This is a genomic window from Ruegeria sp. B11 (assembly GCF_056539785.1).
This window is the reverse complement of record NZ_JBQFVO010000001.1, coordinates 100,829-123,194: the sequence shown is the minus strand read 5'-3', so window position 1 is coordinate 123,194 and position 22,366 is coordinate 100,829. Positions and strand designations below refer to the sequence as shown.

The 22,366-nt window shown below is 57.7% G+C and carries 22 protein-coding genes and 1 tRNA gene; 17 read left to right on the top strand and 6 right to left on the bottom strand.

Features of this window, described 5'->3' with window-relative positions:
- Nucleotides 1-129: 129 nt before the first annotated feature.
- The 6 genes from ACR0I1_RS00665 (at nt 130) to ACR0I1_RS00640 (ending at nt 6,154) form a co-directional block, all read left to right on the top strand.
- Nucleotides 130-1,053 (top strand): N-acetylmuramic acid 6-phosphate etherase, encoded by a 924-nt coding sequence (locus tag ACR0I1_RS00665; RefSeq protein ID WP_480704533.1) that lies wholly within the window; start codon nt 130-132, stop codon nt 1,051-1,053.
- Complete coding sequence (locus ACR0I1_RS00660) at nt 1,050-2,300, top strand: ABC transporter substrate-binding protein (protein ID WP_170393441.1); 1,251 nt, start codon at nt 1,050-1,052, stop codon at nt 2,298-2,300. The genes ACR0I1_RS00665 and ACR0I1_RS00660 overlap by 4 nt, the downstream gene beginning before the upstream one ends.
- A gap of 66 nt (nt 2,301-2,366) precedes the next feature.
- Nucleotides 2,367-3,281 carry a carbohydrate ABC transporter permease gene (locus ACR0I1_RS00655; protein WP_480704531.1) on the top strand — a complete coding sequence of 305 codons (915 nt, stop codon included), beginning with the start codon at nt 2,367-2,369 and terminating at the stop codon, nt 3,279-3,281.
- 10 nt (nt 3,282-3,291) lie between these two features.
- Complete coding sequence (locus ACR0I1_RS00650) at nt 3,292-4,131, top strand: carbohydrate ABC transporter permease (RefSeq protein ID WP_170393445.1); 840 nt, start codon at nt 3,292-3,294, stop codon at nt 4,129-4,131.
- Nucleotides 4,128-5,162 carry a Gfo/Idh/MocA family protein gene (locus tag ACR0I1_RS00645; protein WP_480704529.1) on the top strand — a complete coding sequence of 345 codons (1,035 nt, stop codon included), beginning with the start codon at nt 4,128-4,130 and terminating at the stop codon, nt 5,160-5,162. The genes ACR0I1_RS00650 and ACR0I1_RS00645 overlap by 4 nt, the downstream gene beginning before the upstream one ends.
- Entirely contained in the window at nt 5,159-6,154 is a 996-nt protein-coding gene (locus tag ACR0I1_RS00640) for an ABC transporter ATP-binding protein (protein WP_170662208.1), read from the top strand. Before ACR0I1_RS00645 ends, ACR0I1_RS00640 begins: the two co-directional genes overlap by 4 nt.
- A gap of 27 nt (nt 6,155-6,181) precedes the next feature.
- Here ACR0I1_RS00640 and ACR0I1_RS00635 read toward each other — a convergent pair.
- Nucleotides 6,182-6,268, bottom strand: a tRNA-Leu gene (locus ACR0I1_RS00635).
- Between the two features lie 130 nt (nt 6,269-6,398).
- Between ACR0I1_RS00635 and ACR0I1_RS00630 the strand changes: the two genes are divergently transcribed.
- Nucleotides 6,399-7,058 (top strand): DsbA family oxidoreductase, encoded by a 660-nt coding sequence (locus tag ACR0I1_RS00630; protein WP_480704527.1) that lies wholly within the window; start codon nt 6,399-6,401, stop codon nt 7,056-7,058.
- Between the two features lie 39 nt (nt 7,059-7,097).
- On the top strand, nt 7,098-7,754 hold the full coding sequence (lipB, locus tag ACR0I1_RS00625; RefSeq protein ID WP_480704525.1) for a lipoyl(octanoyl) transferase LipB: 657 nt from the start codon (nt 7,098-7,100) through the stop codon (nt 7,752-7,754).
- Between the two features lie 314 nt (nt 7,755-8,068).
- On the opposite strand, the gene ACR0I1_RS00620 is transcribed toward lipB, so the two are convergent.
- Both ACR0I1_RS00620 and ACR0I1_RS00615 read right to left on the bottom strand, forming a co-directional pair.
- Nucleotides 8,069-9,004, bottom strand: coding sequence for a cation diffusion facilitator family transporter (locus ACR0I1_RS00620; protein WP_480704523.1), 936 nt, complete (start codon nt 9,002-9,004; stop codon nt 8,069-8,071).
- A gap of 486 nt (nt 9,005-9,490) precedes the next feature.
- Nucleotides 9,491-9,910: an HIT family protein gene (locus ACR0I1_RS00615; RefSeq protein WP_170610159.1), complete on the bottom strand. Its 420-nt coding sequence runs from the start codon at nt 9,908-9,910 to the stop codon at nt 9,491-9,493.
- Between the two features lie 278 nt (nt 9,911-10,188).
- Here ACR0I1_RS00615 and ctaD point away from each other — a divergent pair, with 278 nt between their 5' ends.
- The 4 genes from ctaD (at nt 10,189) to ACR0I1_RS00595 (ending at nt 14,253) form a co-directional block, all read left to right on the top strand.
- Nucleotides 10,189-11,847 (top strand): cytochrome c oxidase subunit I, encoded by a 1,659-nt coding sequence (gene ctaD / locus ACR0I1_RS00610; RefSeq protein WP_170393460.1) that lies wholly within the window; start codon nt 10,189-10,191, stop codon nt 11,845-11,847.
- 162 nt (nt 11,848-12,009) lie between these two features.
- Nucleotides 12,010-13,038, top strand: coding sequence for a bestrophin family protein (locus ACR0I1_RS00605; RefSeq protein ID WP_480704521.1), 1,029 nt, complete (start codon nt 12,010-12,012; stop codon nt 13,036-13,038).
- Between the two features lie 83 nt (nt 13,039-13,121).
- On the top strand, nt 13,122-13,721 hold the full coding sequence (locus tag ACR0I1_RS00600) for a DsbA family protein (protein ID WP_480704519.1): 600 nt from the start codon (nt 13,122-13,124) through the stop codon (nt 13,719-13,721).
- Between the two features lie 46 nt (nt 13,722-13,767).
- Nucleotides 13,768-14,253 (top strand): DUF2244 domain-containing protein, encoded by a 486-nt coding sequence (locus ACR0I1_RS00595; RefSeq protein ID WP_170510555.1) that lies wholly within the window; start codon nt 13,768-13,770, stop codon nt 14,251-14,253.
- On the opposite strand, the gene ACR0I1_RS00590 is transcribed toward ACR0I1_RS00595, so the two are convergent.
- Nucleotides 14,254-14,736: a GatB/YqeY domain-containing protein gene (locus ACR0I1_RS00590; protein ID WP_170393469.1), complete on the bottom strand. Its 483-nt coding sequence runs from the start codon at nt 14,734-14,736 to the stop codon at nt 14,254-14,256. It abuts the gene before it with no gap.
- A gap of 182 nt (nt 14,737-14,918) precedes the next feature.
- Between ACR0I1_RS00590 and carA the strand changes: the two genes are divergently transcribed.
- Together carA and ACR0I1_RS00580 are read left to right on the top strand one after the other, a co-directional pair.
- Entirely contained in the window at nt 14,919-16,085 is a 1,167-nt protein-coding gene (gene carA, locus ACR0I1_RS00585) for a glutamine-hydrolyzing carbamoyl-phosphate synthase small subunit (protein ID WP_170510981.1), read from the top strand.
- A gap of 62 nt (nt 16,086-16,147) precedes the next feature.
- Nucleotides 16,148-18,076: a glycosyltransferase family 2 protein gene (locus tag ACR0I1_RS00580; RefSeq protein WP_480704516.1), complete on the top strand. Its 1,929-nt coding sequence runs from the start codon at nt 16,148-16,150 to the stop codon at nt 18,074-18,076.
- Here ACR0I1_RS00580 and ACR0I1_RS00575 read toward each other — a convergent pair.
- Nucleotides 18,033-18,680 carry a GntR family transcriptional regulator gene (locus tag ACR0I1_RS00575; RefSeq protein WP_170662202.1) on the bottom strand — a complete coding sequence of 216 codons (648 nt, stop codon included), beginning with the start codon at nt 18,678-18,680 and terminating at the stop codon, nt 18,033-18,035. The two genes, ACR0I1_RS00580 and ACR0I1_RS00575, sit on opposite strands and share 44 nt — an antisense overlap.
- 100 nt (nt 18,681-18,780) lie before the next feature.
- Here ACR0I1_RS00575 and ACR0I1_RS00570 point away from each other — a divergent pair, with 100 nt between their 5' ends.
- The 3 genes from ACR0I1_RS00570 (at nt 18,781) to ACR0I1_RS00560 (ending at nt 21,030) form a co-directional block, all read left to right on the top strand.
- Nucleotides 18,781-19,425 carry a pyrimidine 5'-nucleotidase gene (locus tag ACR0I1_RS00570; protein WP_170635565.1) on the top strand — a complete coding sequence of 215 codons (645 nt, stop codon included), beginning with the start codon at nt 18,781-18,783 and terminating at the stop codon, nt 19,423-19,425.
- 87 nt (nt 19,426-19,512) lie between these two features.
- Nucleotides 19,513-19,761 (top strand): hypothetical protein, encoded by a 249-nt coding sequence (locus tag ACR0I1_RS00565; protein WP_480704514.1) that lies wholly within the window; start codon nt 19,513-19,515, stop codon nt 19,759-19,761.
- A 72-nt stretch (nt 19,762-19,833) separates the two neighbouring features.
- Entirely contained in the window at nt 19,834-21,030 is a 1,197-nt protein-coding gene (locus ACR0I1_RS00560; protein WP_480704512.1) for a UbiH/UbiF family hydroxylase, read from the top strand.
- Nucleotides 21,031-21,061: 31 nt separating this feature from the next.
- Here the strand turns inward: ACR0I1_RS00560 and ACR0I1_RS00555 are convergent, their stop codons facing one another.
- Complete coding sequence (locus ACR0I1_RS00555) at nt 21,062-22,189, bottom strand: aminotransferase class V-fold PLP-dependent enzyme (RefSeq protein ID WP_480704510.1); 1,128 nt, start codon at nt 22,187-22,189, stop codon at nt 21,062-21,064.
- Nucleotides 22,190-22,366 lie beyond the last annotated feature (177 nt).

Here is a 22,366-nt window from a genome sequence, read left to right as displayed (position 1 = left end):
TTTGAAGACCAAATTCCACAATAATGCAGTAATAGTTGTCTAAATCTTGAAAATAGTGGGTATAAAAATAAAATGGTAGACTAATGGTATCTAAAAGGTATGATATTCAAAATCTCGGGGGAGAATCACGTGACCAAGCCAGTTACCGAACAGCTACATCAAGACGCGATCGGACTTGACGCCCGACCGCTGACTGAGGTAGCCGAGCTGCTGGCCCGCTCGCAAGCCGACGCTGCCGCTGCCCCGCTTTCCTCGCTGCCCACCCTCTGCGCAGGCGCAAAAGCTATGGCGCAATCCATCCGATCGGGCGGGGTTTTGCGCTATTTGGCGGCAGGCTCTTCCGGCTTGATGGCCGCCTCGGATGCGCTGGAACTGGGGGGAACTTTTTCGATACCAGCCCGCCAGATTCGCATCCACATGGCAGGTGGATTGCCCTCAGGGGTAGAGATGCCGGGAGATGTCGAAGATGCCACCAACGGCCTTGCTCGTGAACTGGCCGATCTTTCTGCCAAAGACACCTTGATCACCGTCTCGGCCAGCGGAACCACACCGTACACAACCGCAGCAGCGCGGATCGCGCGGGACAGAGGCGCCACAGTTATCGGCATTGCCAATAACGGGGGCACCGAACTGTTGCAGCTTTCTGACCATCCAATCCTGCTTTCGACACCACCTGAACTGATCTCGGGCTCTACCCGCATGGGCGCTGGTACAGCGCAGAAAATCGCACTGAACATGCTTTCGACGCTGATGGCGATGGAGCTGGGGCATATTCAGGACGGCATGATGATCAATTTGCGTGCTGACAATGACAAGCTACGCGCCCGAGCCAACGGGATCGTCTGTCAGTTGACCGGCGTTTCCTCCGCTCAGGCTACAAAGGCGTTGACTGCGGCAGAGGGCAACCTCAAATGCGCGGCCCTTTTGGCTGTAGGCGCAGGGTCGCTGGACGCGGCGCAAGCAATGCTAAGCAACACCGACGATCACCTCCGCCCTGCGCTGGAGCGGATGAAACAAAACCAAGAAACCATCAACCTGGGAGATATCAAATGACACGCAAAGTTCTGAGCCTTGCCTTGATGAGCACGGCGCTGGTCACAAGCGCCTATGCGCAAGAGGCCACTTTGACCATCGAAAGTTGGCGAAACGACGATCTGGCGTTGTGGCAGGAAAAGATCATTCCGGCGTTCGAGGCCGAGAATCCCGGCATCAAAGTAATATTCTCGCCCTCTGCACCGGCAGAATACAATGCTGTCTTGAACTCGAAGCTCGAGGCCGGATCGGCTGGCGATCTGATTACCTGCCGTCCGTTTGATGCCTCGCTTGCGCTATACGAGTCGGGGCACCTGACCGATCTGTCTGATCTTGAGGCCATGGGAAATTTCTCGGACGTGGCCAAATCTGCGTGGCAAACCGATGACGGTTCGGCCAGTTTCTGCGTCCCGATGGCGTCAGTGATTCACGGCTTCATCTACAACAAAGATGCGTTCAATGAGTTGGGCATCGAAGTTCCAACTACCGAAGCTGAGTTCTTTGCCGCCCTCGATAAGATCAAGGAAGACGGTACCTATATCCCGATGGCGATGGGCACCAATGACCAGTGGGAAGCCGCAACGATGGGCTACAACAACATCGGCCCAAACTACTGGAAGGGTGAAGAAGGCCGTCAGGCGCTGATCAAGGGCGAGCAGAAGCTGACCGACCCCCAGTGGGTCGCCCCGTATGCGACACTGGCCAAGTGGGCCGACTATCTCGGCGACGGGTATGAAGCGCAAACCTATCCCGACAGCCAGAACCTGTTCACGCTGGGTCGTGCAGCGGTCTATCCAGCAGGCAGCTGGGAAATCTCGGGCTTCAACACGCAGGCCGATTTCGAAATGGGCGCCTTTAAGCCACCGGTCCAGAACGCGGGCGATACCTGCTATATTTCGGACCACACCGATATCGGCATCGGCATGAACGCGGCGAGCGAGAACCAGGAAGCTGCGCGCACCTTCCTGGCTTGGGTCGCAAGCCCGGAATTCGCCAGCATCTTCGGAAACGCCCTACCCGGCTTTTTCCCGCTGTCCAGCACTCCGGTCGAGTTGGAAGACCCACTGGCCAAGGAAATCGTCGGTTGGCGGGATGAGTGCGAAAGCACAATCCGCTCGACCTACCAAATCCTGTCGCGCGGCACACCGAACCTCGAAAACGAGACTTGGGGTGCATCCGTTGCAGCCATCAAGGGTGCCGAGACACCCGAAGCGCTGGGTCAGCAACTGCAAGACGGTCTGGCCAGCTGGTACGCACCGCATCAGTAACAACTAGGCCACTCACACCGGACGCGGCTACCGCGTCGCGTCCGGACCTTTCCCCCGGAGATTCCCATGCAGACCCGCCGCATACGCTGGCACATTGCCGTTTTCCTCGCCCCTGCGGTGCTGGTCTACACGGCAGTGATGATCTTCCCCTTGTTCAACACACTGCGCCTCGCACTGTTCTCCGAGGTTGATCAGACACGTATCTACGTGGGCTTTCAGAATTTCCGCACCCTGTTCTTCGATCCGATCTGGTCCGAGCAGTTCTGGAACGCTTTGGGCAACAACTTCTGGTTCTTCCTGATCCACATGCTGGTTCAGAACCCCATCGGCATCGCTTTGGCCGCGCTTCTGTCGCATCCACGCTTGCGGTTTGCCGCGCTCTATCGGTCCGCGATCTTCATTCCGACCATTCTGAGCTTTGTGATCGTCGGTTTCGCGTGGAAGCTGATATTGTCCCCGCTTTGGGGCATCGCACCTTCAATGCTGGACGCCATTGGTCTGAAGTCGCTGTTTGCACCATGGCTGGGCAAGGAAGAATACGCGCTGACGACACTGGCACTTGTCTCGGTCTGGCAATTCGTCGGCATCCCGATGATGTTGATCTACGCCGCCCTGCTGTCGATCCCTGAAGAGATCCTTGAAGCCGGAGAAATAGACGGCATCACCGGCGCTTCGGCGTTCTGGAAGATCAAGCTGCCGTTGATCATTCCCTCGATTGGCATCATCTCGATCCTGACATTCGTCGGCAATTTCAACGCGTTCGACCTGATCTACGTCTCGCAAGGTGCGCTGGCAGGGCCGGATTTCTCAACCGATATCCTAGGCACATTCATGTACCGCACCTTCTTTGGCTTCCAACTGCAACTGGGCGACCCGCATATGGGCTCCGCCATCGCTGGCGCCATGTTCGCGATCATCCTTGTGGGTGTCTGCATCTACCTCTTCGGCATCCAGACCCGGATGCGCCGGTATCAGCTGTGAGGGTGAACGCATGAACAAAGCACGCCATAACCCGCTGAACACGGCCGCCATGCACGGGGCGCTGATCCTCTACACGTTGATTGCCCTCTTCCCGGTCTTCGTGATCATCATCAACAGCTTCAAAACCCGACGCTCGATTTTCCGCGAGCCACTCGCCCTGCCCGATGCCGAAAGCTTCTCGCTGATCGGTTACCAGACGGTGATGAAACAAGGGGATTTCTTCCTTTATTTCCAGAACTCGCTGATCGTGACCGTGGTGTCGCTGGCCTTCGTTCTGCTATTTGGCGCCATGGCTGCCTTTGCCCTGAGCGAGTACAAGTTCAAAGGCAACACCCTGATGGGCCTCTATCTGGCCCTTGGGATCATGATCCCGATCCGCATCGGCACTGTTGCGATACTTGAGATGATGGTTGCCACCGGTTTGGTGAACACCCTCTGGGCGCTGATCCTTGTCTATACTGCACAAGGGCTGCCGCTAGCCGTGTTCATACTGTCCGAATTCATGCGACAGGTCTCAGACGACCTGAAGAACGCAGGCCGCGTCGATGGGCTGTCCGAATACACCATCTTCTTCCGGTTGGTTCTGCCGCTGGTCCGCCCCGCCATGGCAACGGTCGCCGTTTTCAACATGATCCCCATCTGGAACGACCTCTGGTTCCCGCTGATCCTCGCGCCCGCTGAGGAGACTAAAACCCTGACACTGGGCAGCCAGGTCTTCATCGGCCAGTTCGTCACTGACTGGAACGCAGTTCTGTCGGCACTCAGCATGGCAATCCTGCCGGTACTAGTGCTCTACGTCATCTTCTCGCGCCAGCTGATCCGCGGCATTACTTCAGGAGCAGTCAAATGACCAAAGTTCTGATCGCTGGCCTCGGCAATATGGGGCTGAGCCACGCTTTGGCCCACCATCATCACCCGGACGCGCAGATTGTTGGGTTGGTGAACCGATCCGGTCGCGTGGATCATCCAGATCTGTCGATCTATCCGGCCTATTCGGATTTTCACACCGCTCTGGCAGAGACCAAGCCCGATCTGGTGGTCGTGGCGACCTACTCCGACAGCCACGCCGATTTCGCCTGCGCGGCGATGGAGGCCGGGGCGCACGTATTTGTCGAAAAGCCGCTAGCGACCACTGTGGCAGATGCCAAGCGCGTTGTCGAAAAGGCCATTGAAACCGACCGCAAACTGGTGATCGGTTACATCCTGCGCCACCATCCTTCGTGGATGCGCCTGATCGCCGAGGCGCGCGACCTCGGCGGGCCGTATGTGTTCCGCCTGAACCTCAACCAACAAAGCAGCGGGGCCGAGTGGGAAACACACAAAGCTCTGATGCAGACCACCTCGCCCATCGTCGATTGCGGTGTGCATTATGTCGACGTGATGTGTCAGATCACTGACTCCGACCCCGTGCGAGTCCACGGCATGGGCCTGCGCCTAAGCGATGAGATCGCCGAAGACATGTACAACTACGGCCAGTTTCAGGTGGTCTTCGAGGATGGCTCGGTCGGCTGGTATGAGGCCGGTTGGGGCCCGATGATGTCCGAAACTGCGTTCTTCGTGAAAGACATCGTGTCGCCCAACGGCTCGGTCTCGATCACCGATGGAAACAAGGGCGCATCCGCCGATATCGACGGACACACCAAGGTTGGCGGCCTTCTGGTCCATCGCCCCGATGGCGACCAGACAATCGACATGCCCGATGAGCCCGACCATCAGCAGCTCTGCGATGCCGAACAAGCCTATATGCTGCGCGCCATCGCCGAGGACATCGACCTGACCCGCCATATGAACGACGCCATGCAATCGCTGGCCATCTGTCTAGCTGCCGATGAAAGCATCCGCACTGGCCAACCCATTTCGCTGAAAGAGGCACGCACATGACCGCCCTGACGCTGACAAACGTGAACAAGTCCTTCGGCACTGTCGAGGTACTGAAAGATATTAACATCGAAGTCGAAGACGGAGAATTCGTCGTCTTCGTCGGCCCCTCCGGCTGCGGCAAGTCCACCCTGCTACGCGTGATCGCGGGGCTGGAGGACGTGACCTCGGGCGAAGTGCGCATTGGCGGAGAGGTGATGAACCTAACGCCCCCCTCGAAACGCGGCATCGCGATGGTGTTCCAAAGCTATGCACTCTATCCCCACCTGAATGTGCGCAAGAACATGTCGCTGGCACTGAAACAGGAAGGCCAGAGCAAGCAGGTCATCGAAGAACGCGTCGCCAAGGCCAGCAAGATGCTGAACCTTGAGCCCTATATCGACCGTTACCCCTCAGAACTGTCAGGCGGCCAGCGCCAACGCGTCGCGATCGGTCGCGCCATTGTACGCGAACCCAAACTGTTCTTGTTCGACGAGCCCTTGTCCAATTTGGACGCTGCCCTGCGTATGAATACGCGACTGGAAATCGCCAACCTGCATCAGCAGCTCGATGCATCGATGATCTACGTCACCCACGACCAGACCGAGGCGATGACGCTCGCTGACAAGATCGTCGTCCTGCGCGACGGGCGCGTTGAACAGGTTGGCAGCCCGATGGAGCTATATAATAACCCCGCCAACCAGTTCGTCGCGGGTTTCCTTGGCGCTCCGTCGATGAATTTCTTCCCCGCCAGCGTAATCGGCGACAGCGCGGACACAACTTTGGGCATCCGCCCAGAGGACTTGTACTTATCCGACGAAGGCCCCCTGACCGCAAACGTGACCCATGTTGAGCATCTGGGTGGAGACACAAACGTGATCGCGATGATGCAAGACCACCAGATAACCGCGCGCCTGTTCGGCCAGCATCAGGTCAACGCTGGTGAATCCGTCCATTTCGGCTACGCCCAGGATCGAACCTACCGCTTCAACCAACAGGGCGCCCGTCTCACCTGACAATTTCGGGTAACGATTTCAGGATGTTGGTGCGGTCGAGAAGACTCGAACTTCCACGGGTGTTACCCCACAGCGACCTCAACGCTGCGCGTCTACCAATTCCGCCACGACCGCACTGCCAATGACTTGGTAGAGGGGCGTATAGACGCTGAGCCGCGCGATGTGAAGAGGCAAAAACACAGCCGATTGAAATCACGTGCTTTAGCCATATCTAACCGCGATACAATGCAATCTGGAGCAGCCCATGCCCTCGCCCGATCCCCGCCCTACCGTGCAGATTGATGTCGTCTCGGATGTGGTCTGTCCGTGGTGTATTGTCGGCTTTCGTCAACTCGATGCCGCACTGAAGCAAGAGAATGTGCTGGCCCGATTGCGCTGGCATCCGTTCGAACTGAACCCCAACATGGGGCCAGAGGGACAGAATCTGAGGGAGCATATTGCCGAGAAATATGGCTCGACGCCCGAACAAAGCCAGCAGGCGCGCGAGCGGTTGACTGCGTTGGGCACTGAACTTGGGTTCACCTTCAATTTCACTGATGACAGCAGAATCGTGAACACCTTTGCCGCGCATCAACTGCTTGACTGGGCGGAAACACAGGGGCGTCAGCATCCGCTGAAACTGACCCTGTTCGAAACCTATTTCACCAAGCAACAGGATGTCTCTGACGTCGAAGTGTTGATGGGCGCGGTCGAGACGGCCGGGCTCAACCCGGAGGCGGCGCGAACCGCACTTGAATCAGGTGCGCATGCCCAACCGGTGCGTGAAAAACAAGATTTCTGGACCAGCCGAGGCATCTCGGGCGTGCCTTCGATGGTGTTTGGAGGGAAATATCTGCTGACCGGCGCACAGGGCACGGACACTTATGCGCAGGTCCTGCAACGCTGCCTGGCCGAGGCCGCCTGACCCCTTCCCCCTACCCCGCAGACGGTCTAAGGAACGAGCATGGAATGGAAGACTACCGACGGGCTGATCGACTACGACGAGGCCACTGCCTTCATGGAGGCGCGCGTTGCCGCGATTGCAGCGGGTGAGGCGGACGAATGCATTTGGCTGTTGGAACACCCTCCGCTTTATACCGCTGGGACTTCTGCCAAGCGAGAAGATCTGACCGATCCGGATCGCTTTCCGGTCTATGAAAGCAAGCGCGGTGGACAGTACACCTATCACGGCCCCGGTCAGCGCGTTGTTTACGTCATGCTTGATGTGGGCAAACGCGGTCATGATGTGCGCCGCTTTGTGCAGCAGCTTGAGGCATGGGTGATTGCGGCTCTGGCCGAGTTCAATGTCATCGGTGAGATCCGCGACGGCCGCGTGGGCGTCTGGGTGCAACGGCAAGACAAGCCGCTGACGATCACCGGCCAGCCAGCCGAGGACAAGATCGCGGCCATCGGCATTCGCCTGCGGAAATGGATCAGCTTTCACGGCATCTCAATCAATGTCGAGCCGGACCTGTCACATTTCACCGGAATCGTGCCCTGCGGAATTCAGGAACACGGGGTGACCTCACTGGTCGATCTTGGGTTGCCGGTGACCATGGATGACGTCGATGTTGCGCTAAAAAAGACCTTTGATGAGGTCTTCGCCACCGAGGGCGCCTAGTTTATAGGTGATTCCACGTATTCGGATAGATCTGGCCAGAATACGCAAAAGACAATGCTAGTATTTGGGGCACTCTGTTTCGAAAATCATTCAGAAAATTCCTTTGAATGGCCTCAATTCGCCTCAAATTCAGGGATTCTTCACATCCTCTCCTTACAAACGCCATCTGACCACATAGTATGTAATGACCGTTCATGAGTGAGTGGTGTGTTAACCGGTGATCTCAGGGCTGCCCTGCGAAATCCGTGAAAGTGTTTGGTTACGAGTCTGCCGTTCCGACCCCATATCGGAACGGCAATTCTCGTTTTAGGCCCCTAAATCTGTTGATGCCCAAATCGGGTTGATCCGACGCAAGCGTGCCCGCTGGCTTCGATTTCAAGCGTAACATGACCAAGCCCAAACTTGTTCTGCAGAACCTGCTTGACCATCACCCGGATATCCTCGGCACTATCTTGTGCGTCGGGTTTGATGACCAGATGCGCCGACAGCGCGGGCTCACGCTCCTGCATGCTCCAAAGATGGATGTGGTGAACTCCTGCCACGCCCGATACGCCTTCAATGGCTGTGGCGACCTCTTCCGGATCCAATTCTGTTGGCGCGCCCAACATCAGAACGCGTATGGTTTCACCGATCTCGGATTTGACGTGCCAAAGGATGTAAAGTGAGATCATGATGGTGACCGCTGGGTCGACCCAAGTCCAGTTGAAGACAATTACAGCGGTACCTGCGACAATCACGGCGACGGACCCCAATGCATCGGCCACATTGTGCAGGAATGCCGCACGAATATTCATGCTGTCCTTGGACATGGAATAGGTCAGCATAGCGGTGACAAGGTCGACGACCAATGCGATCCCAGCGATCCAGACAACGATCCAGCCATTAACCGGCTCGGGCTCGACAAACCGCATTACGCCTTCGTACAGCAGATAGACCGACAGAACGATCAGTGTTGTGTAGTTAACCAGCGCCGCTACAACCTCGGCCCGGCCATACCCGAAACTCATACGCGCGTTCGCGGGTCGACGAGCGATCTTGCGGGCAAAGAATGCGATGACCAGCGCAATCGCATCTGACAGGTTGTGCAAGGCGTCCGCTATCAAGGCGAGCGACCCTGAAATAACCCCGCCCACAATCTGTGCCAGCGTCAAGAACATATTGACCGCGATGGCCCAGGCAACGCGCGCATCTCCAGCCTGCGGATCAACAGGCGCGTGGCTGTGCCCTTTGTGGGAATGCTGATGAGCCATTTTAGTGTGTCCTATTTACTGAATCACCATGCTACATAATTCCTCTAGTGACTAGAGGTTCAAGGGGGTGTTTTCGAAAATGAATGCAATCGGGGCTCCCTCATTTCGCACTGGATTCAAAGCACCTACGATCCGGTTCTGGACTTCTACCGCCGTTCGAACCTACTGCGGGTAATCGGCGCCGCTATGACGAAACCGCGCTGCGGCGGTTGCAATGCGTACGCCATGGCCAAGATCTGGCCACCCGCTGGCCCAATTAGAGGCTTTGCTCACACTCGAAAGTGCAAATGGAAAAACTTGAACCGGGCTAATGAAATCGCCGGACAGCAGCCTGATGTTTTACGAGTCCGGATCGCACGCATGAAATGAATGGAACAAGACTGATCCGTATTCCTCAGGTCTGCGACGGGCAGCGCTGTTACGCAAGTGTCGTGCTCCATGCGTTTGGTGATCACGACGCCTGCGACAGCTCGCTTCGAAGGTGGATCAGGTCAGTGCCGCGCGGATCTTGTCGGCGTGTTGAGCAATCAGGTCAAAATCGCCCATTTTTCCGGGCGGGCGTATCGAGACGCCCTCGTGGCGCGGCAATACATGCACATGAAGGTGAAATACCTCTTGCCCGCCTGCGGCCTCATTGAATTGCTGAACGGTGACGCCATCAGCGTCAAACGCTTCTTTCACAGCGTGAGCCATCTTCTGTACCGTCGCCATCACCGCTGCCAGTTGCTCGGGCGTTGCATCCAGCATGTTGCGACAGGAGGTTTTGGGGATCACCAACAAGTGCCCGTCCGCCCGGGGCATGATATCCATCAGCGCGACGGTGTCGTCGTCTTCATACACACGGTTTGACGGGATTTCTCCGCGCAGGATCTTGGCAAAGACATTTTCGGGATCATAAGCGGTCATTACAGGCCTCCGGTGTTGGACTTACCCGTTGTTCTGAGCCGCCGCTTGATGCGGGTCAAGCGGGTTTCCCCGTCACCACTTGTAATCGCGGACTGAATCCCCAAATCCCTCGCATCCGAGGTCAGATTATCGCGCAGCACAGTCTGCCCGCGACAATTAATCTTGATCCAGATCAAACTCGACCATTGAAGGTCGCCCCTTCGCAATCTAAAACCAGCAGGAATCCCGCGCGTTGGAGAGGTCCGACTGCGCGGTACAGTTGCAACAGGAGGCACCTAATGGCAGACGCAGCCATTCATGGTCACGAGCATGAAGATCAGCGCGGCTTTTTCACCCGCTGGTTCATGTCGACCAACCACAAGGACATCGGGATTCTCTACCTGGTCTTTTCGGCCCTTGCCGGTCTGATCTCGGTTCTGATGACTGTCTATATGCGGCTCGAACTGATGCACCCCGGTGTTCAGTATATGTGCCTCGAAGGTTTCATGGCCGATCCATGTACCCCCAACGGTCACCTCTGGAACGTGATGATCACCTATCACGGTGTTCTGATGATGTTCTTCGTGGTCATCCCTGCCCTGTTCGGCGGATTTGGAAACTATTTCATGCCGTTGCAGATCGGCGCGCCGGACATGGCGTTCCCGCGGATGAACAACCTGTCCTTCTGGCTGTATGTCGCTGGCACCTCGCTGGGCGTCGCCTCGCTGCTCAGCCCCGGTGGTAATGACCAGCTTGGTTCAGGTGTTGGCTGGGTTCTGTATCCACCGCTGTCGACGACCGAAGGCGGCATGTCCATGGACCTTGCGATCTTCGCCGTGCACGTATCGGGCGCCTCCTCGATCCTCGGCGCAATCAACATGATCACCACCTTCCTGAATATGCGTGCCCCGGGAATGACACTGTTCAAGGTGCCTCTGTTCAGCTGGTCGATCTTCGTCACTTCGTGGCTGATTCTGCTGTCGCTGCCGGTTCTGGCAGGCGCAATCACCATGCTGCTGATGGACCGCAACTTTGGCTTTACCTTCTTTGATCCGGCTGGTGGCGGTGATCCGATCCTGTATCAGCACATCCTTTGGTTCTTTGGCCACCCGGAAGTGTACATTGTGATCCTGCCCGGCTTTGGCATCATCAGCCACGTGATCGCGACCTTCGCGCGTAAACCAATCTTCGGCTACCTGCCGATGGTCTGGGCGATCATCGCGATCGGTGTGCTGGGCTTCGTTGTATGGGCGCACCACATGTACACCGTTGGCATGTCGCTGCGCCAGCAGGCCTACTTCATGCTGGCCACGATGGTCATCGCGGTTCCGACAGGCGTTAAGGTCTTCTCGTGGATCGCGACCATGTGGGGCGGCTCGATCGAGTTCAAAACCCCGATGCTGTTCGCCTTCGGCTTCCTGTTCCTGTTCACCGTTGGTGGTGTGACCGGCGTTGTTCTGTCGCAGGCCGGCGTGGACCGTGCCTATCACGACACCTACTACGTCGTTGCGCACTTCCACTACGTGATGAGCTTGGGTGCCGTCTTCGCGATCTTCGCTGGCGTGTACTTCTACTTTTCGAAGATGACGGGCCGTCAGTATTCCGAGTTCTGGGGCAAGGTTCACTTCTGGCTGTTCTTCATCGGCGCCAACCTGACCTTCTTCCCGCAGCACTTCCTGGGCCGTCAGGGCATGCCACGCCGCTATATCGACTACCCTGAAGCGTTTGCTCAGTGGAACTTCGTTTCGTCGATTGGTGCGTTCATCTCGTTCGCCTCGTTCCTGCTGTTCTTCGGCATCGTGATCTACGCCCTGCTGCGTGGTGCGAAAGAGACACGCCCGAACCCGTGGAACGAATACGCGGATACGTTGGAATGGACCCTGCCCACGCCGCCGCCTGAACACACGTTCGAGCAGCTGCCCAAGCAGGAAGACTGGGACAAGGGCCACGCGCACTAATCCCGCCATCCAAACCAAACTCAGCAAAGCCCCGCCCCGTGCGGGGCTTTGTGTTTTTTATGCCCCCAGTCCGCAACTTGCTGCACCCAACACGTAGACGCACCAAAGATCAGGCCGCTAGTATTTGCGAAAACAGCATAATCTAAGACGGGTGCGCGCCACATGATTCTCCATCACGGCATCACACTTCGGCAACTGGTCAAAGGCTCTGCCGGGTTCATTTGCATCGTCATGGCCTGGATACTCCTGCTTGAACTAGTAGATGAAGTAACTCCGCTTGAGTTGATCTCGAACTCCAGCCCACCGGTCACGATGCTGGGTTTGGCAGTGGCATTTTTTCTGGGTTTCAAGAACACCTCGGCCTATGGCCGCTGGGTCGAGGCCCGCAGGATTTGGGGGGACATCGTCAACGCCAGTCGCGATTGGGGCAATACGATCAGCAATCTGGTTCAGGCTGACGGCACGCCGCTTGCGCCCGAGATGCGCCGCGAGTTGCTGGAGCGTCATATCGCTTGGCTAAACATGCTGGCCTTTCAACTGCGCCAGCCCGCAACGCATGGACGTGCCCGCCGCCCGTGGATGTTCGGACACAAACCGGTCGTGGACAAAATCGCGCTGCATCAGGAACCCGAATGCTGGCGCGATACCCAACTGACGGCTGATTTGCCTCTGCTCGAAGGGAAATCCAACCGTGCCGCGTACCTGTTGTTTCTTCAGGGTGAGCGGCTTTCATCACTGGCGCAATCCGGCAAGATCGACCCCTATTGGCATGTGGCGCTGATGAACCGGCTAGCACGGTTTGCAGACGCGCAAGGCCAAAGCGAACGTATCAAGAATACCCCCTTCCCACGGCAGGTCGCCGAGGTCGGACGCATCTTCAGCTATATTTTTATCTTCATGTTACCGCTGGCGTTGAATGACCAACGCTCGATCACCGCTGGCATGGGCTACTCGGTAACAAAATCCGTTCTGCTTGACTGGGCAGTCTTTGCTCCGATCGGAGCGTTGGTTTGCTGGATTTTCTTCGTGACTGAACGGGTCAGCGCCTCGATGGAGGACCCGTTCGAAGGCGACGTAACCGATGTTCCGATCTCGTCCATCTGCCGCATGATCGAAATCGACCTGCGCCAGATGACTTCCTGCGGCACTGCCCCTCAGCCGACAGAACCCATCGATAAAGCGTTACTTTGACCATTTAAATTGGGCAAAGATCGAAAAAACCTCCGTTTTGCGGTATTCTGGTTGGCAAAGCCCCTTTTGACAGGAGCCTTGCTATGCCCGAGATCGACTTTTGGTATTCAATCGGCAGCACTTACAGTTTTCTGACCATCACGCGCCTGGATGGCTGGTGCGAAGAAAACGATGCGACGGTAACCTGGCGCCCCTTCAACGTGCGCACGGTGATGTCGGAACAGCAAAATATACCCTTCGCGGGCAAACCGGTGAAGTCGGCCTATATGTGGCGCGATATTGAGCGGCGCGCCGCGAAATATCACATCCACGCCAAACTTCCCGCCCCCTATCCAATTTCTGACCTGGCGCTGGCAAATCAGGTGGCTTTGCTGGGCATGCAGGACGGCTGGGGCGCCGGGTTCACGCAAAATCTTTATCGGATCTGGTTCGAGGACGGGATTGAGGCCGGTAGCGAAAGCGCCATTTCCGAAGCCCTGCTTCGGTGCCAACAAGATCCACGCCTGATGCTTGCCCGTGCCCGCAGCCCGGACGCTGTTGCAGCCTTGGAGGCCGAGACAAACAAGGCCATCAAACTGGGGGTTTTCGGCGCACCCAGCTTTGTTGTCCGCGACGAAGTGTTCTGGGGCGATGACCGGCTGGACGATGCCCTGTCGTGGGTCCGCGTCGGCCACGTTGTCTGACTGATTTTTGCTTCGACCTTGCGCCGGTCTGAGCTAGGTTCTCGCCATGCCTTATCAATGGACAGAAAACTCGGACGCTGAACAGGAACTGCGGCTTTGGCCGCACAACTCCTTGCCACCACGTGGCGCAATGACCGTCATCTTGTCGGTGTTCCTGTTCGGACTGATCCCGCTGCTGGCGATGTTGGGTTCGATCGTCCTGTGGGGTCTGCTGCCGTTCCTGCTGCTGACGGTTCTGGGTCTCTGGTTGGCAATCCAGACAAACTATCGCGCGCGCAGCGTGTTCGAGGTTCTGACCTTAGGCCAGACGCAAGCCCACCTTGTGCACCACCACCCAGACAAGGGCGATCAGGAATGGACCTGCAACCGCTATTGGGCCCGTCCTGAAATGCACACCAGCGGTGGTCCGGTACCCCATTACGTAACGCTGATCGGCGATGGGCGCGAAGTTGAGATCGGCGCGTTCCTGTCCGAGGACGAGCGGATCGCGCTGTTTGATGATCTGAGTCAGAAACTGCGCAAATCGACGTGACTAAGCGCCGTTCGAGTTAGCGCAAAGATGATCTTTGACCATCGGTCCTACTTTGCCGAAATCCATCTGACCGGTATAGCGCGACTTCAACTCGCCCATCACCTTGCCCATATCGCGGATTGAGCCCGCCCCAGTAGACGTGATGGCGGTCTGAATGGCCTTGCTAACCTCGTCGTCGTCCAGCTGTTTGGGCAGGAATTCCTCAATCACCTCAACCTCGCGCAGTTCCCGCTCGGCCAAATCAAGGCGTCCGCCCTCTTCGTAGGCGCGTGCGCTTTCCTTGCGCTGCTTGGTCATTTTACCCAGAATTTCAAGCACTTCGGCATCGCCGCAGCCTTTGGTCTCTTCATTGTCAGAGGCGCGCGAAGCAATATCACGATCCTTGATCGCCGCATTGATCAGGCGCAGTGTCGAAAGACGCTCGGCGGCTTTGTCTTTCATAGCTTGCTTCAGGGCAGAGTTCACCCGTGATCGCATATCCATATGGTCTGTCCATCCCCATGGCAAAGGAACCCTGACCATATCGAAACAAAAAGGTTGGTACAACAGTGGACATTAATTGTAACTCATTGATTTTTAACAATAGCCCAAAATTTGAACAGACTTGACCCTAGCGTATAACCCACTTAGTTATGCGCCCGTTTACCTTGCAGGAGAGTCGCGCCATGGCCCAGAACGCCCCGTCCAAGCCCACCGCATGTCTGGCGTTGGCCGATGGAACCCTGTTTTACGGTGTGGGCTTCGGCGCAACCGGTCAAACCGAGGCCGAGTTGTGTTTCAACACCGCCATGACGGGCTATCAAGAGATCATGACCGATCCTTCTTATGCGGGCCAGATCGTGACCTTCACTTTCCCGCATATCGGCAATGTCGGAGTGAATCCCGAAGATGACGAAACCGGCGACCCGGTGGCAGCCGGGATGGTGGTCAAATGGGACCCGACCGAGCCGTCGAATTGGCGCGCGACAGAAGAGCTAAAAAGCTGGTTAGCCCGCCGTGGTCGCATCGCAATCGGCGGCGTCGATACCCGCCGCCTGACCCGCGCGATCCGCCAGCAAGGCGCACCGCACGTGGCGCTAGCTCATGATCCCGAGGGAAACTTCGATATCGAAGCCCTGATTGCTGCAGCGCGTAGTTTTGCGGGTCTCGAAGGGATGGATCTGGCCAAAGAAGTCACCTGCGCCCAAAGCTATCGCTGGGATGAGATGCGTTGGGCTTGGCCCGATGGCTACCAGCGTCAGGAAGCTCCGATGCACAAGGTGGTCGCGATCGACTATGGTGCCAAGCGCAACATCTTGCGCTGCCTCGCCTCGGCGGGTTGCGACGTAACCGTATTGCCCGCCACCGCAACGGCTGCGGAGGTGCTGGCACACAAGCCGGACGGAGTGTTCCTGTCAAACGGACCCGGCGATCCGGCGGCTACCGGCGAATATGCTGTTCCGATGATAAAGGAAGTGCTGGATACAACAAATCTGCCCGTCTTTGGCATTTGCCTAGGCCATCAGATGCTGGCACTGGCGCTTGGCGGGCAGACGATCAAGATGAACCACGGCCACCATGGTGCCAATCATCCGGTCAAGGATATGGAAACAGGCAAGGTCGAGATCACCTCGATGAACCACGGCTTCGCCGTGGACGCGGAAACACTGCCCGATGGCGTAGTCGAAACGCATCGCTCTCTGTTTGACGGCTCGAACTGCGGCATCCGCATGACGGGTCGCCCGGTTTATTCGGTGCAGCATCATCCAGAAGCGTCACCCGGCCCGCAGGACAGTTTCTACCTGTTCGAACGCTTTGCCGCGGCGATGGCGGATCAAAAAGCACAAGCTTAAAGGCGAATTCAACAGCGTTAACCGTGTGTTAACTCTGACTAAGCAACCCTGCCGGATGTTACATGCGGCAGGGTTTCGTTATGGTCGAATTGAATCTCCAGCGTCAGACACTGGCGCAGCCTGTGCCCGGGCCGCATTCGCGCAAACCGCTCGGCACATGTCTCGTCGAACAAGGCATCATCACACCCGACCAGTTGGCGCGCGCCCTGCGGATGCAAGTATTCCAGAACGCGCCATTGGGGGAAATACTGGTCAGTGAAGGATGGGCCAGCCGTGCGCAGGTTCTCTCGGCGCTGTCTGACCAAACCGGCCTTCAGATCGCCGATCTTGCGCAGGTACCACCTGCCGCAGACCTCTGTTTGCTCGAACCGGTCGAGTTTTGGTTGGAGCACAATGTACTGCCCTGGATGCGTGTGGGGCCAATCCTGCTGATCGCTACAGCCAGGCCAGATACATTCGACGCAGTGGCAGACGCATTGAAGGGCCACGGTTACACGATCATCCCGGTTCTGGCAGGACCCGAGCAGATCGATGCCGCCATCGCCCGTCAATATGCTCAACCGCTGGCACAAGCTGCAGAAACTCGCGTTGAGGCGCGGCAAAGCTGCAGGAATTGGTCGGCCCAGACGCGCCGTGGGCCGATCATTGGATTTATCCTGTTCGCGGCACTCTGTGTTTGTTTCCCGATAGTTGGCCTCGGCCTTCTTTTGGGCTTTGCACTGCTGACCCTAGGACTGTTCTTGTCTCTCAGGCTCTCGGGGCTCATTGCTTATCTATGGCGAGAAAAATCTGAGCCAACAACAAAGACCTCTGAGTCACTTCGCCTACCCCGCGTCTCGATCCTTGTGCCGCTATATAAGGAACGCGAGATTGCCGATGACCTGATCGCCCGGCTGCGCCGCCTGACCTATCCCAAAGCGTTGCTGGATGTCATTTTGGTGCTGGAAGAGCGGGATGACGTAACCAATGAGGCGCTCAGGCAAATAGAACTGCCAACCTGGATGCGCGCCATTGTTGTGCCGGATCGGGGTGACCTGACCACCAAGCCCCGTGCGATGAACTATGCGCTGGATTTCTGCCGTGGAGAGATTTTGGGCGTTTGGGATGCCGAAGACGCGCCGCAATCCGATCAGATTGAAACCGTTGTCCGCCATTTCGCGAACGCCCCAAAGGAGGTGGTGTGCCTTCAAGGTATTCTAGACTACTACAATCCGCGCACCAATTGGCGGTCGCGCTGTTTTAGCATCGAATACAGCGGCTGGTTTCGCGTCGTCCTGAAAGGCATCGCGCGAATTGGTCTGGTCGTTCCGCTGGGCGGCACAACCTTCTTTTTTCGCCGCGACAAGCTGGTCGAACTGGGCGGTTGGGATGCCCATAATGTCACCGAAGATGCCGATCTGGGTGTCCGCCTAAGCCGTGCCGGATATCGGACCGAGATCGTCAGCACCACGACCTATGAAGAGGCGAACTTTCGCGCCTGGCCATGGGTCAAGCAGCGTTCGCGTTGGCTGAAGGGGTTCATGGTAACCTATCTGGTGCATATGCGCGCACCACGCCAATTGCTGCGCGATCTGGGGTTGCTGCGCTTTTTGGGCTTACAGGCCTTTTTTCTGGGAACACTGGGCCAATTCCTTCTGGCCCCGCTTTTGTGGGCGTTCTGGCCCATCTTTTTCGGGCTGCCCCACCTGTATCAACCAATCCTGACACCCGGTTTATTGACTGCCTGCGTGGTTCTGTTTCTCGTCGCCGAAGCCGCCAACCTATTGGTGGGTATCTGCGGTGTCATCGCAGGCAAACGCAGGTTCCTGCTACCCTGGGTGCCGACCATGGTGCTTTACTATCCGCTGGGCGTGTTGGCGGCCTACAAAGGCCTGTGGGAACTGGCGGTCAATCCGTTCTTCTGGGACAAGACCCAGCACGGCCATGCGGTCGAGGAACGTGAGGCCGCTATTTCTCGCGCCGGATCGCATCCTGTTTCAGCCGCGTCATGAAAGCGACCGAAATGTGATCCTGCAACGCCTTGGCCGCCGCGTCCTCGTCTCGCGCCGCAATCGCGTCCACGATGCCTTTGTGCTCGCTCTGCGCAATCTCGCCACGCCCTTCTGCGGCCAGCGATGTGGTCGCCATCAAGGCCATGGTCCGATGCACCAGATCAAGCTGCTGCACCAGATAGCGGTTATGCGAAGCCAGGTGAATCTGTTCGTGAAATCTCCGGTTGGCCCGCGACAGCGCAACAGGATCTCCGATCAACTCATTGTCGGCCACCACCATTTCCTGAAGGACCCGAATTTCCTCTTCGGTTGCGTGTTTTGCGGCCAGACGTGCGGCCAGCCCTTCCAATTCACGCCGGACAACATAAAGCTCGGCCATCTGGTTGTGGTCCAATGAGGCCACGATCAACGACCGCCCGTCCCGTTCCAGCAACGACTGCGTTTCCAGCCGCTGCAGCGCCTCGCGGATCGGAGTGCGCGAAACGCCAAACCGCTCGGCCAGTTCGCTTTCCACCAGCCGATCACCAGGCTTGTAGACACCGACGTCTATCGCTTCGAGAATAAGGCTATAGGCGTCCGTATTGGACTGTTTGGATTGGGGCATCGGCTGAATTGTCTCCTCGTTCGGACCTGTCTAGCCGCCACACGCCCCCCCGATCAAGTGCGGCATTGAAAACCGCAGCCCATCGCCCTAAACCCAAAGCATGGTCAAACCTGCCTTTTCCCATGTCACCCAATGGGTGTTCGATCTAGACAACACGCTTTACCCGCCGCATATGCGCCTGTTCGATCAGATCGAAGTGCTGATGACGGATTACGTCGTGCAAGCTATCGGCGTCGACCGCCCCGAGGCCGACCGGTTGCGTTCACATTACTGGCGCGAATACGGCACGACACTCGCGGGCCTGATGGCAGAGCACGATCTGGACCCCGATCCCTATCTGTACGCCGTGCATCAGGTGGACATGAGCCATATGGAACCCGATGTTGCGCTGGCGGAACATATCCGCGCTTTGCCCGGGCGACGCATTGTCTATACCAATGGATCTGCACCTTATGCCGAGCGCGTTCTGGCGGCACGCGGTCTGAATGGGCTGTTCGACGCGATCTATGGCGTAGAACACGCAGGCTATCGCCCCAAGCCGCAAAAAGCCGCGTTCGAGGCGATCTTTGCGCAGGATGGAATCGATACCGCGAAAGCCGCCATGTTCGAAGATGATCCACGCAATCTGGCCGCCCCGCACGAGATGGGGATGCGTACCGTGCACGTCGCGCCTGACCCGCACGAGGCTGACCATATTCACCATCACACCGATGATCTGACCGGGTTTCTGGGTCGCCTGCGATAGGCTGTCACACTGCGACGATCTGTTCGTTTCGCAGTTGCAGAATTGACCCCATATGCAGCTCAGCGACGAACAGAATCGGAGACCCCAATGACCGCGCTTGAGATGCCTCAGCGCCTGCCTCTTTGGCAGCGCCTTTTGTTTGCAATTCCCGTGTTTGGCTGGATGGCCCGGGACGCGGCCAATGCCGACGCTGAAGACCTTTATTATACAGCCGCGGCGCTGGTCAGCATGTGGGGCTGTTCCATCCTTCTGTTCGGCCTGCCGGGTCTTTACATTCCCGCCCTGATGCTGGTGCCGACGATGTTCCTTGTCCTGATTTTGATCTCTCGGGGATAAAGCACGAGACAGGATGTCACTTGGCGCCCTCCGCGCAACAGCACTAGTGTCTGCGGCAACGGAGACATACTCATGACTGACAGCTGTGACATCCTGATTTCCGGCGGCGGAATCGCCGGATTGACCGCCGCCGCCGCCTTTGGCGCTGCCGGGTTCGACGTAGTCTGCGTCGATCCCACCCCTCCGATCACCGAGCGGGACGTGGACGGATCGGATCTGCGTACCACCGCTTTTTTGCAGCCTGCCCATGGTCTGTTGGAACAATGCGGGCTTTGGGCCAAGCTGGATGCCCACGCCGCGCCCCTGCAGATCATGCGCATCGTGGATGCGGGTGGTGATGTGCCCGAACCGCGCGTCGTGCGTGATTTCAACGCCGCCGATATCTCGGACCAGCCATTCGGATGGAACCTGCCCAACTGGTTGCTGCGCCGCGAGATGGTAGCGCGACTAGCCGAACTGCCGAATGTCGATTTCCGCCCCGGCACCGGTACGGTCAGCCTGTTCACCCGCACCAATGAGGCACGGGTCGGCCTGAGCGACGGCACCCGCATCCGCTGCAAACTGGTAATCGCCGCCGACGGGCGCAGTTCACCAATGCGCGAAGCTGCCGGGATCAATGTTCATACCACGCGCTACGGCCAAAAGGCCCTCGCCTTCGCCGTCACACATCCTATCCCGCACGACAATGTCTCGACCGAGATTCACCGCTCGGGCGGGCCGTTCACTTTGGTGCCCCTGCCCGACTGGCAAGGCCAGCCGTCCTCGGCCATTGTCTGGATGGAACGTGGGCCACGTGCCGTTGAACTGCTAAACCTTGAATCCGACGCGTTCGAAGCCGCGATGACCGAACGCTCTTGCGGGCTGTTCGGACCGCTGAAATTGGCCTCACGCCGGACGATCTGGCCGATCATCAGCCAGTCGGCGGAACGGTTGTCGTGCGAACGCATCGCGCTGATGGCCGAGGCCGCGCATGTTGTGCCACCTATTGGTGCGCAGGGGCTGAACATGTCGTTGGGCGATCTGCGCTGCTTGCTGGAATTGACGCAAGCCCGGCCCGAGGGCTTAGGCGATGCGCAGATGTTGGATTCCTATCACAAGGCCCGCCATACCGAGATTGAACTGCGCGTCAAGGGCATCGACCTGCTGAACCGCGCCTCGATGATCGAAGCGCGTCCGCTGCGCGACGCACGAGCGATGGGGCTGAATGCGCTCTATTCCCTACCACCCGTGCGCAAGACGCTCATGCAAATGGGCCTCGGCGTCCGCTGAACCGCAGGGCGGGCTTCTGCCCGCCACGCTATTACAGCACCTGATCCAGAACCCTTTTCAGGCGCGCAATCGTGTCGTCAACATCATACAGCTTGTCCAAGCCAAACAGGCCAAGACGGAAGGTGCTGAACCCTTCGGGTTCGTCACATTGCAGCGGCACGCCCGCTGCGATCTGCATGCCCAGGGCCGCGAACTTCTTGCCGTTCTGCACTTCGGGGTCTGCTGTATAGCTGACCACCACACCCGGCGCGCCGAAACCTTCGGCAGCAACCGACATGACGCCCTTGTCCCTAAGATAGGCCCGGACACCATCACCCAGCGCCCATTGCGCCGCGCGCAGCTGTTCGAAGCCGTACGCGCGCGTCTCGGCCATTGTGTCGCGGAAGGAAAGCAGAGAATCCGTTGGCATGGTGGCGTGATAGGCATGACCGCCATTCTCGTAGACCTGCATGATCTGGCGCCACTTCTTCAAATCTATCGCGAAGCTATCGGATGAGGTCTCGGCCAGTCGTGCCTCGGCGCGTTCGGATAGCATGACAAGACCGGCGCATGGCGTTGCGCTCCACCCCTTCTGCGGAGCCGAGATCAGCACATCCACTCCGGTGGCCTTCATATCGACCCAGGCACAGCCCGAGGCGATGCAGTCCAGCACCATCAACGCCCCCACCTCATGCGCAGCAGCGGCCATCGCTGTCACATAATCATCAGGCAGAATCACTCCGGCCGAGGTCTCAACATGCGGCGCGAAGACAATACCCGGTCGTTTCTCATGGATTGTCGCCACAACTTCATCAATCGGGGCCGGAGCAAAAGGTGACGGGCTGGAATTGCCGGTTTCGCGCGCTTTGAGAACGGTGGTCGACGATGTCAGATCACCTGACTCGATGATCTGACTCCACCGATATGAAAACCACCCATTGCGTACGACAAGCACATCAGCATCCCGCGCAAACTGTCGCGCGACGGCTTCCATCCCATAGGTGCCTCCGCCGGGAATGACCGCAACGCCTTCAGCATTGTAAACTTCACGCAGCATTGCCGAAATATCGCGCATGACTTGCTGAAAACTTGCAGACATATGGTTCAGAGAACGGTCGGTAAAAACCACCGAGAACTCCTCCAGCCCGCCCGGGTCAACAGTATTCAGTAGTGCCGGCATGACGCATCCTTTCTATTGGGTCCTTTTTGTTCTGCCTTGTCTTGCGCGCTCGGTAAAGCGTCAAACGCGGCCTGAAGTTGACCCAAAGTAACCCACAGCCAAAAATTTCATTTTGAGTTTTTACATGCCACAATTAGCAGAAATGACGCCAACCAGAGTCAGGTCCCCTTTACACCC

Bases quoted from the DNA above. Each gene is read 5' to 3' on its own strand.
- ACR0I1_RS00660 (WP_170393441.1), top strand. From the start codon at position 1,050: ATGACACGCAAAGTTCTGAGCCTTGCCTTGATGAGCACGGCGCTGGTC.
- ACR0I1_RS00655 (WP_480704531.1), top strand. From the start codon at position 2,367: ATGCAGACCCGCCGCATACGCTGGCACATTGCCGTTTTCCTCGCCCCT.
- ACR0I1_RS00650 (WP_170393445.1), top strand. From the start codon at position 3,292: ATGAACAAAGCACGCCATAACCCGCTGAACACGGCCGCCATGCACGGG.
- ACR0I1_RS00645 (WP_480704529.1), top strand. From the start codon at position 4,128: ATGACCAAAGTTCTGATCGCTGGCCTCGGCAATATGGGGCTGAGCCAC.
- ACR0I1_RS00640 (WP_170662208.1), top strand. From the start codon at position 5,159: ATGACCGCCCTGACGCTGACAAACGTGAACAAGTCCTTCGGCACTGTC.
- ACR0I1_RS00630 (WP_480704527.1), top strand. From the start codon at position 6,399: ATGCCCTCGCCCGATCCCCGCCCTACCGTGCAGATTGATGTCGTCTCG.
- lipB (WP_480704525.1), top strand. From the start codon at position 7,098: ATGGAATGGAAGACTACCGACGGGCTGATCGACTACGACGAGGCCACT.
- ACR0I1_RS00620 (WP_480704523.1), bottom strand. From the start codon at position 9,004: ATGGCTCATCAGCATTCCCACAAAGGGCACAGCCACGCGCCTGTTGAT.
- ACR0I1_RS00615 (WP_170610159.1), bottom strand. From the start codon at position 9,910: ATGACCGCTTATGATCCCGAAAATGTCTTTGCCAAGATCCTGCGCGGA.
- ctaD (WP_170393460.1), top strand. From the start codon at position 10,189: ATGGCAGACGCAGCCATTCATGGTCACGAGCATGAAGATCAGCGCGGC.
- ACR0I1_RS00605 (WP_480704521.1), top strand. From the start codon at position 12,010: ATGATTCTCCATCACGGCATCACACTTCGGCAACTGGTCAAAGGCTCT.
- ACR0I1_RS00600 (WP_480704519.1), top strand. From the start codon at position 13,122: ATGCCCGAGATCGACTTTTGGTATTCAATCGGCAGCACTTACAGTTTT.
- ACR0I1_RS00595 (WP_170510555.1), top strand. From the start codon at position 13,768: ATGCCTTATCAATGGACAGAAAACTCGGACGCTGAACAGGAACTGCGG.
- ACR0I1_RS00590 (WP_170393469.1), bottom strand. From the start codon at position 14,736: ATGGATATGCGATCACGGGTGAACTCTGCCCTGAAGCAAGCTATGAAA.
- carA (WP_170510981.1), top strand. From the start codon at position 14,919: ATGGCCCAGAACGCCCCGTCCAAGCCCACCGCATGTCTGGCGTTGGCC.
- ACR0I1_RS00580 (WP_480704516.1), top strand. From the start codon at position 16,148: ATGCGGCAGGGTTTCGTTATGGTCGAATTGAATCTCCAGCGTCAGACA.
- ACR0I1_RS00575 (WP_170662202.1), bottom strand. From the start codon at position 18,680: ATGCCCCAATCCAAACAGTCCAATACGGACGCCTATAGCCTTATTCTC.
- ACR0I1_RS00570 (WP_170635565.1), top strand. From the start codon at position 18,781: ATGGTCAAACCTGCCTTTTCCCATGTCACCCAATGGGTGTTCGATCTA.
- ACR0I1_RS00565 (WP_480704514.1), top strand. From the start codon at position 19,513: ATGACCGCGCTTGAGATGCCTCAGCGCCTGCCTCTTTGGCAGCGCCTT.
- ACR0I1_RS00560 (WP_480704512.1), top strand. From the start codon at position 19,834: ATGACTGACAGCTGTGACATCCTGATTTCCGGCGGCGGAATCGCCGGA.
- ACR0I1_RS00555 (WP_480704510.1), bottom strand. From the start codon at position 22,189: ATGCCGGCACTACTGAATACTGTTGACCCGGGCGGGCTGGAGGAGTTC.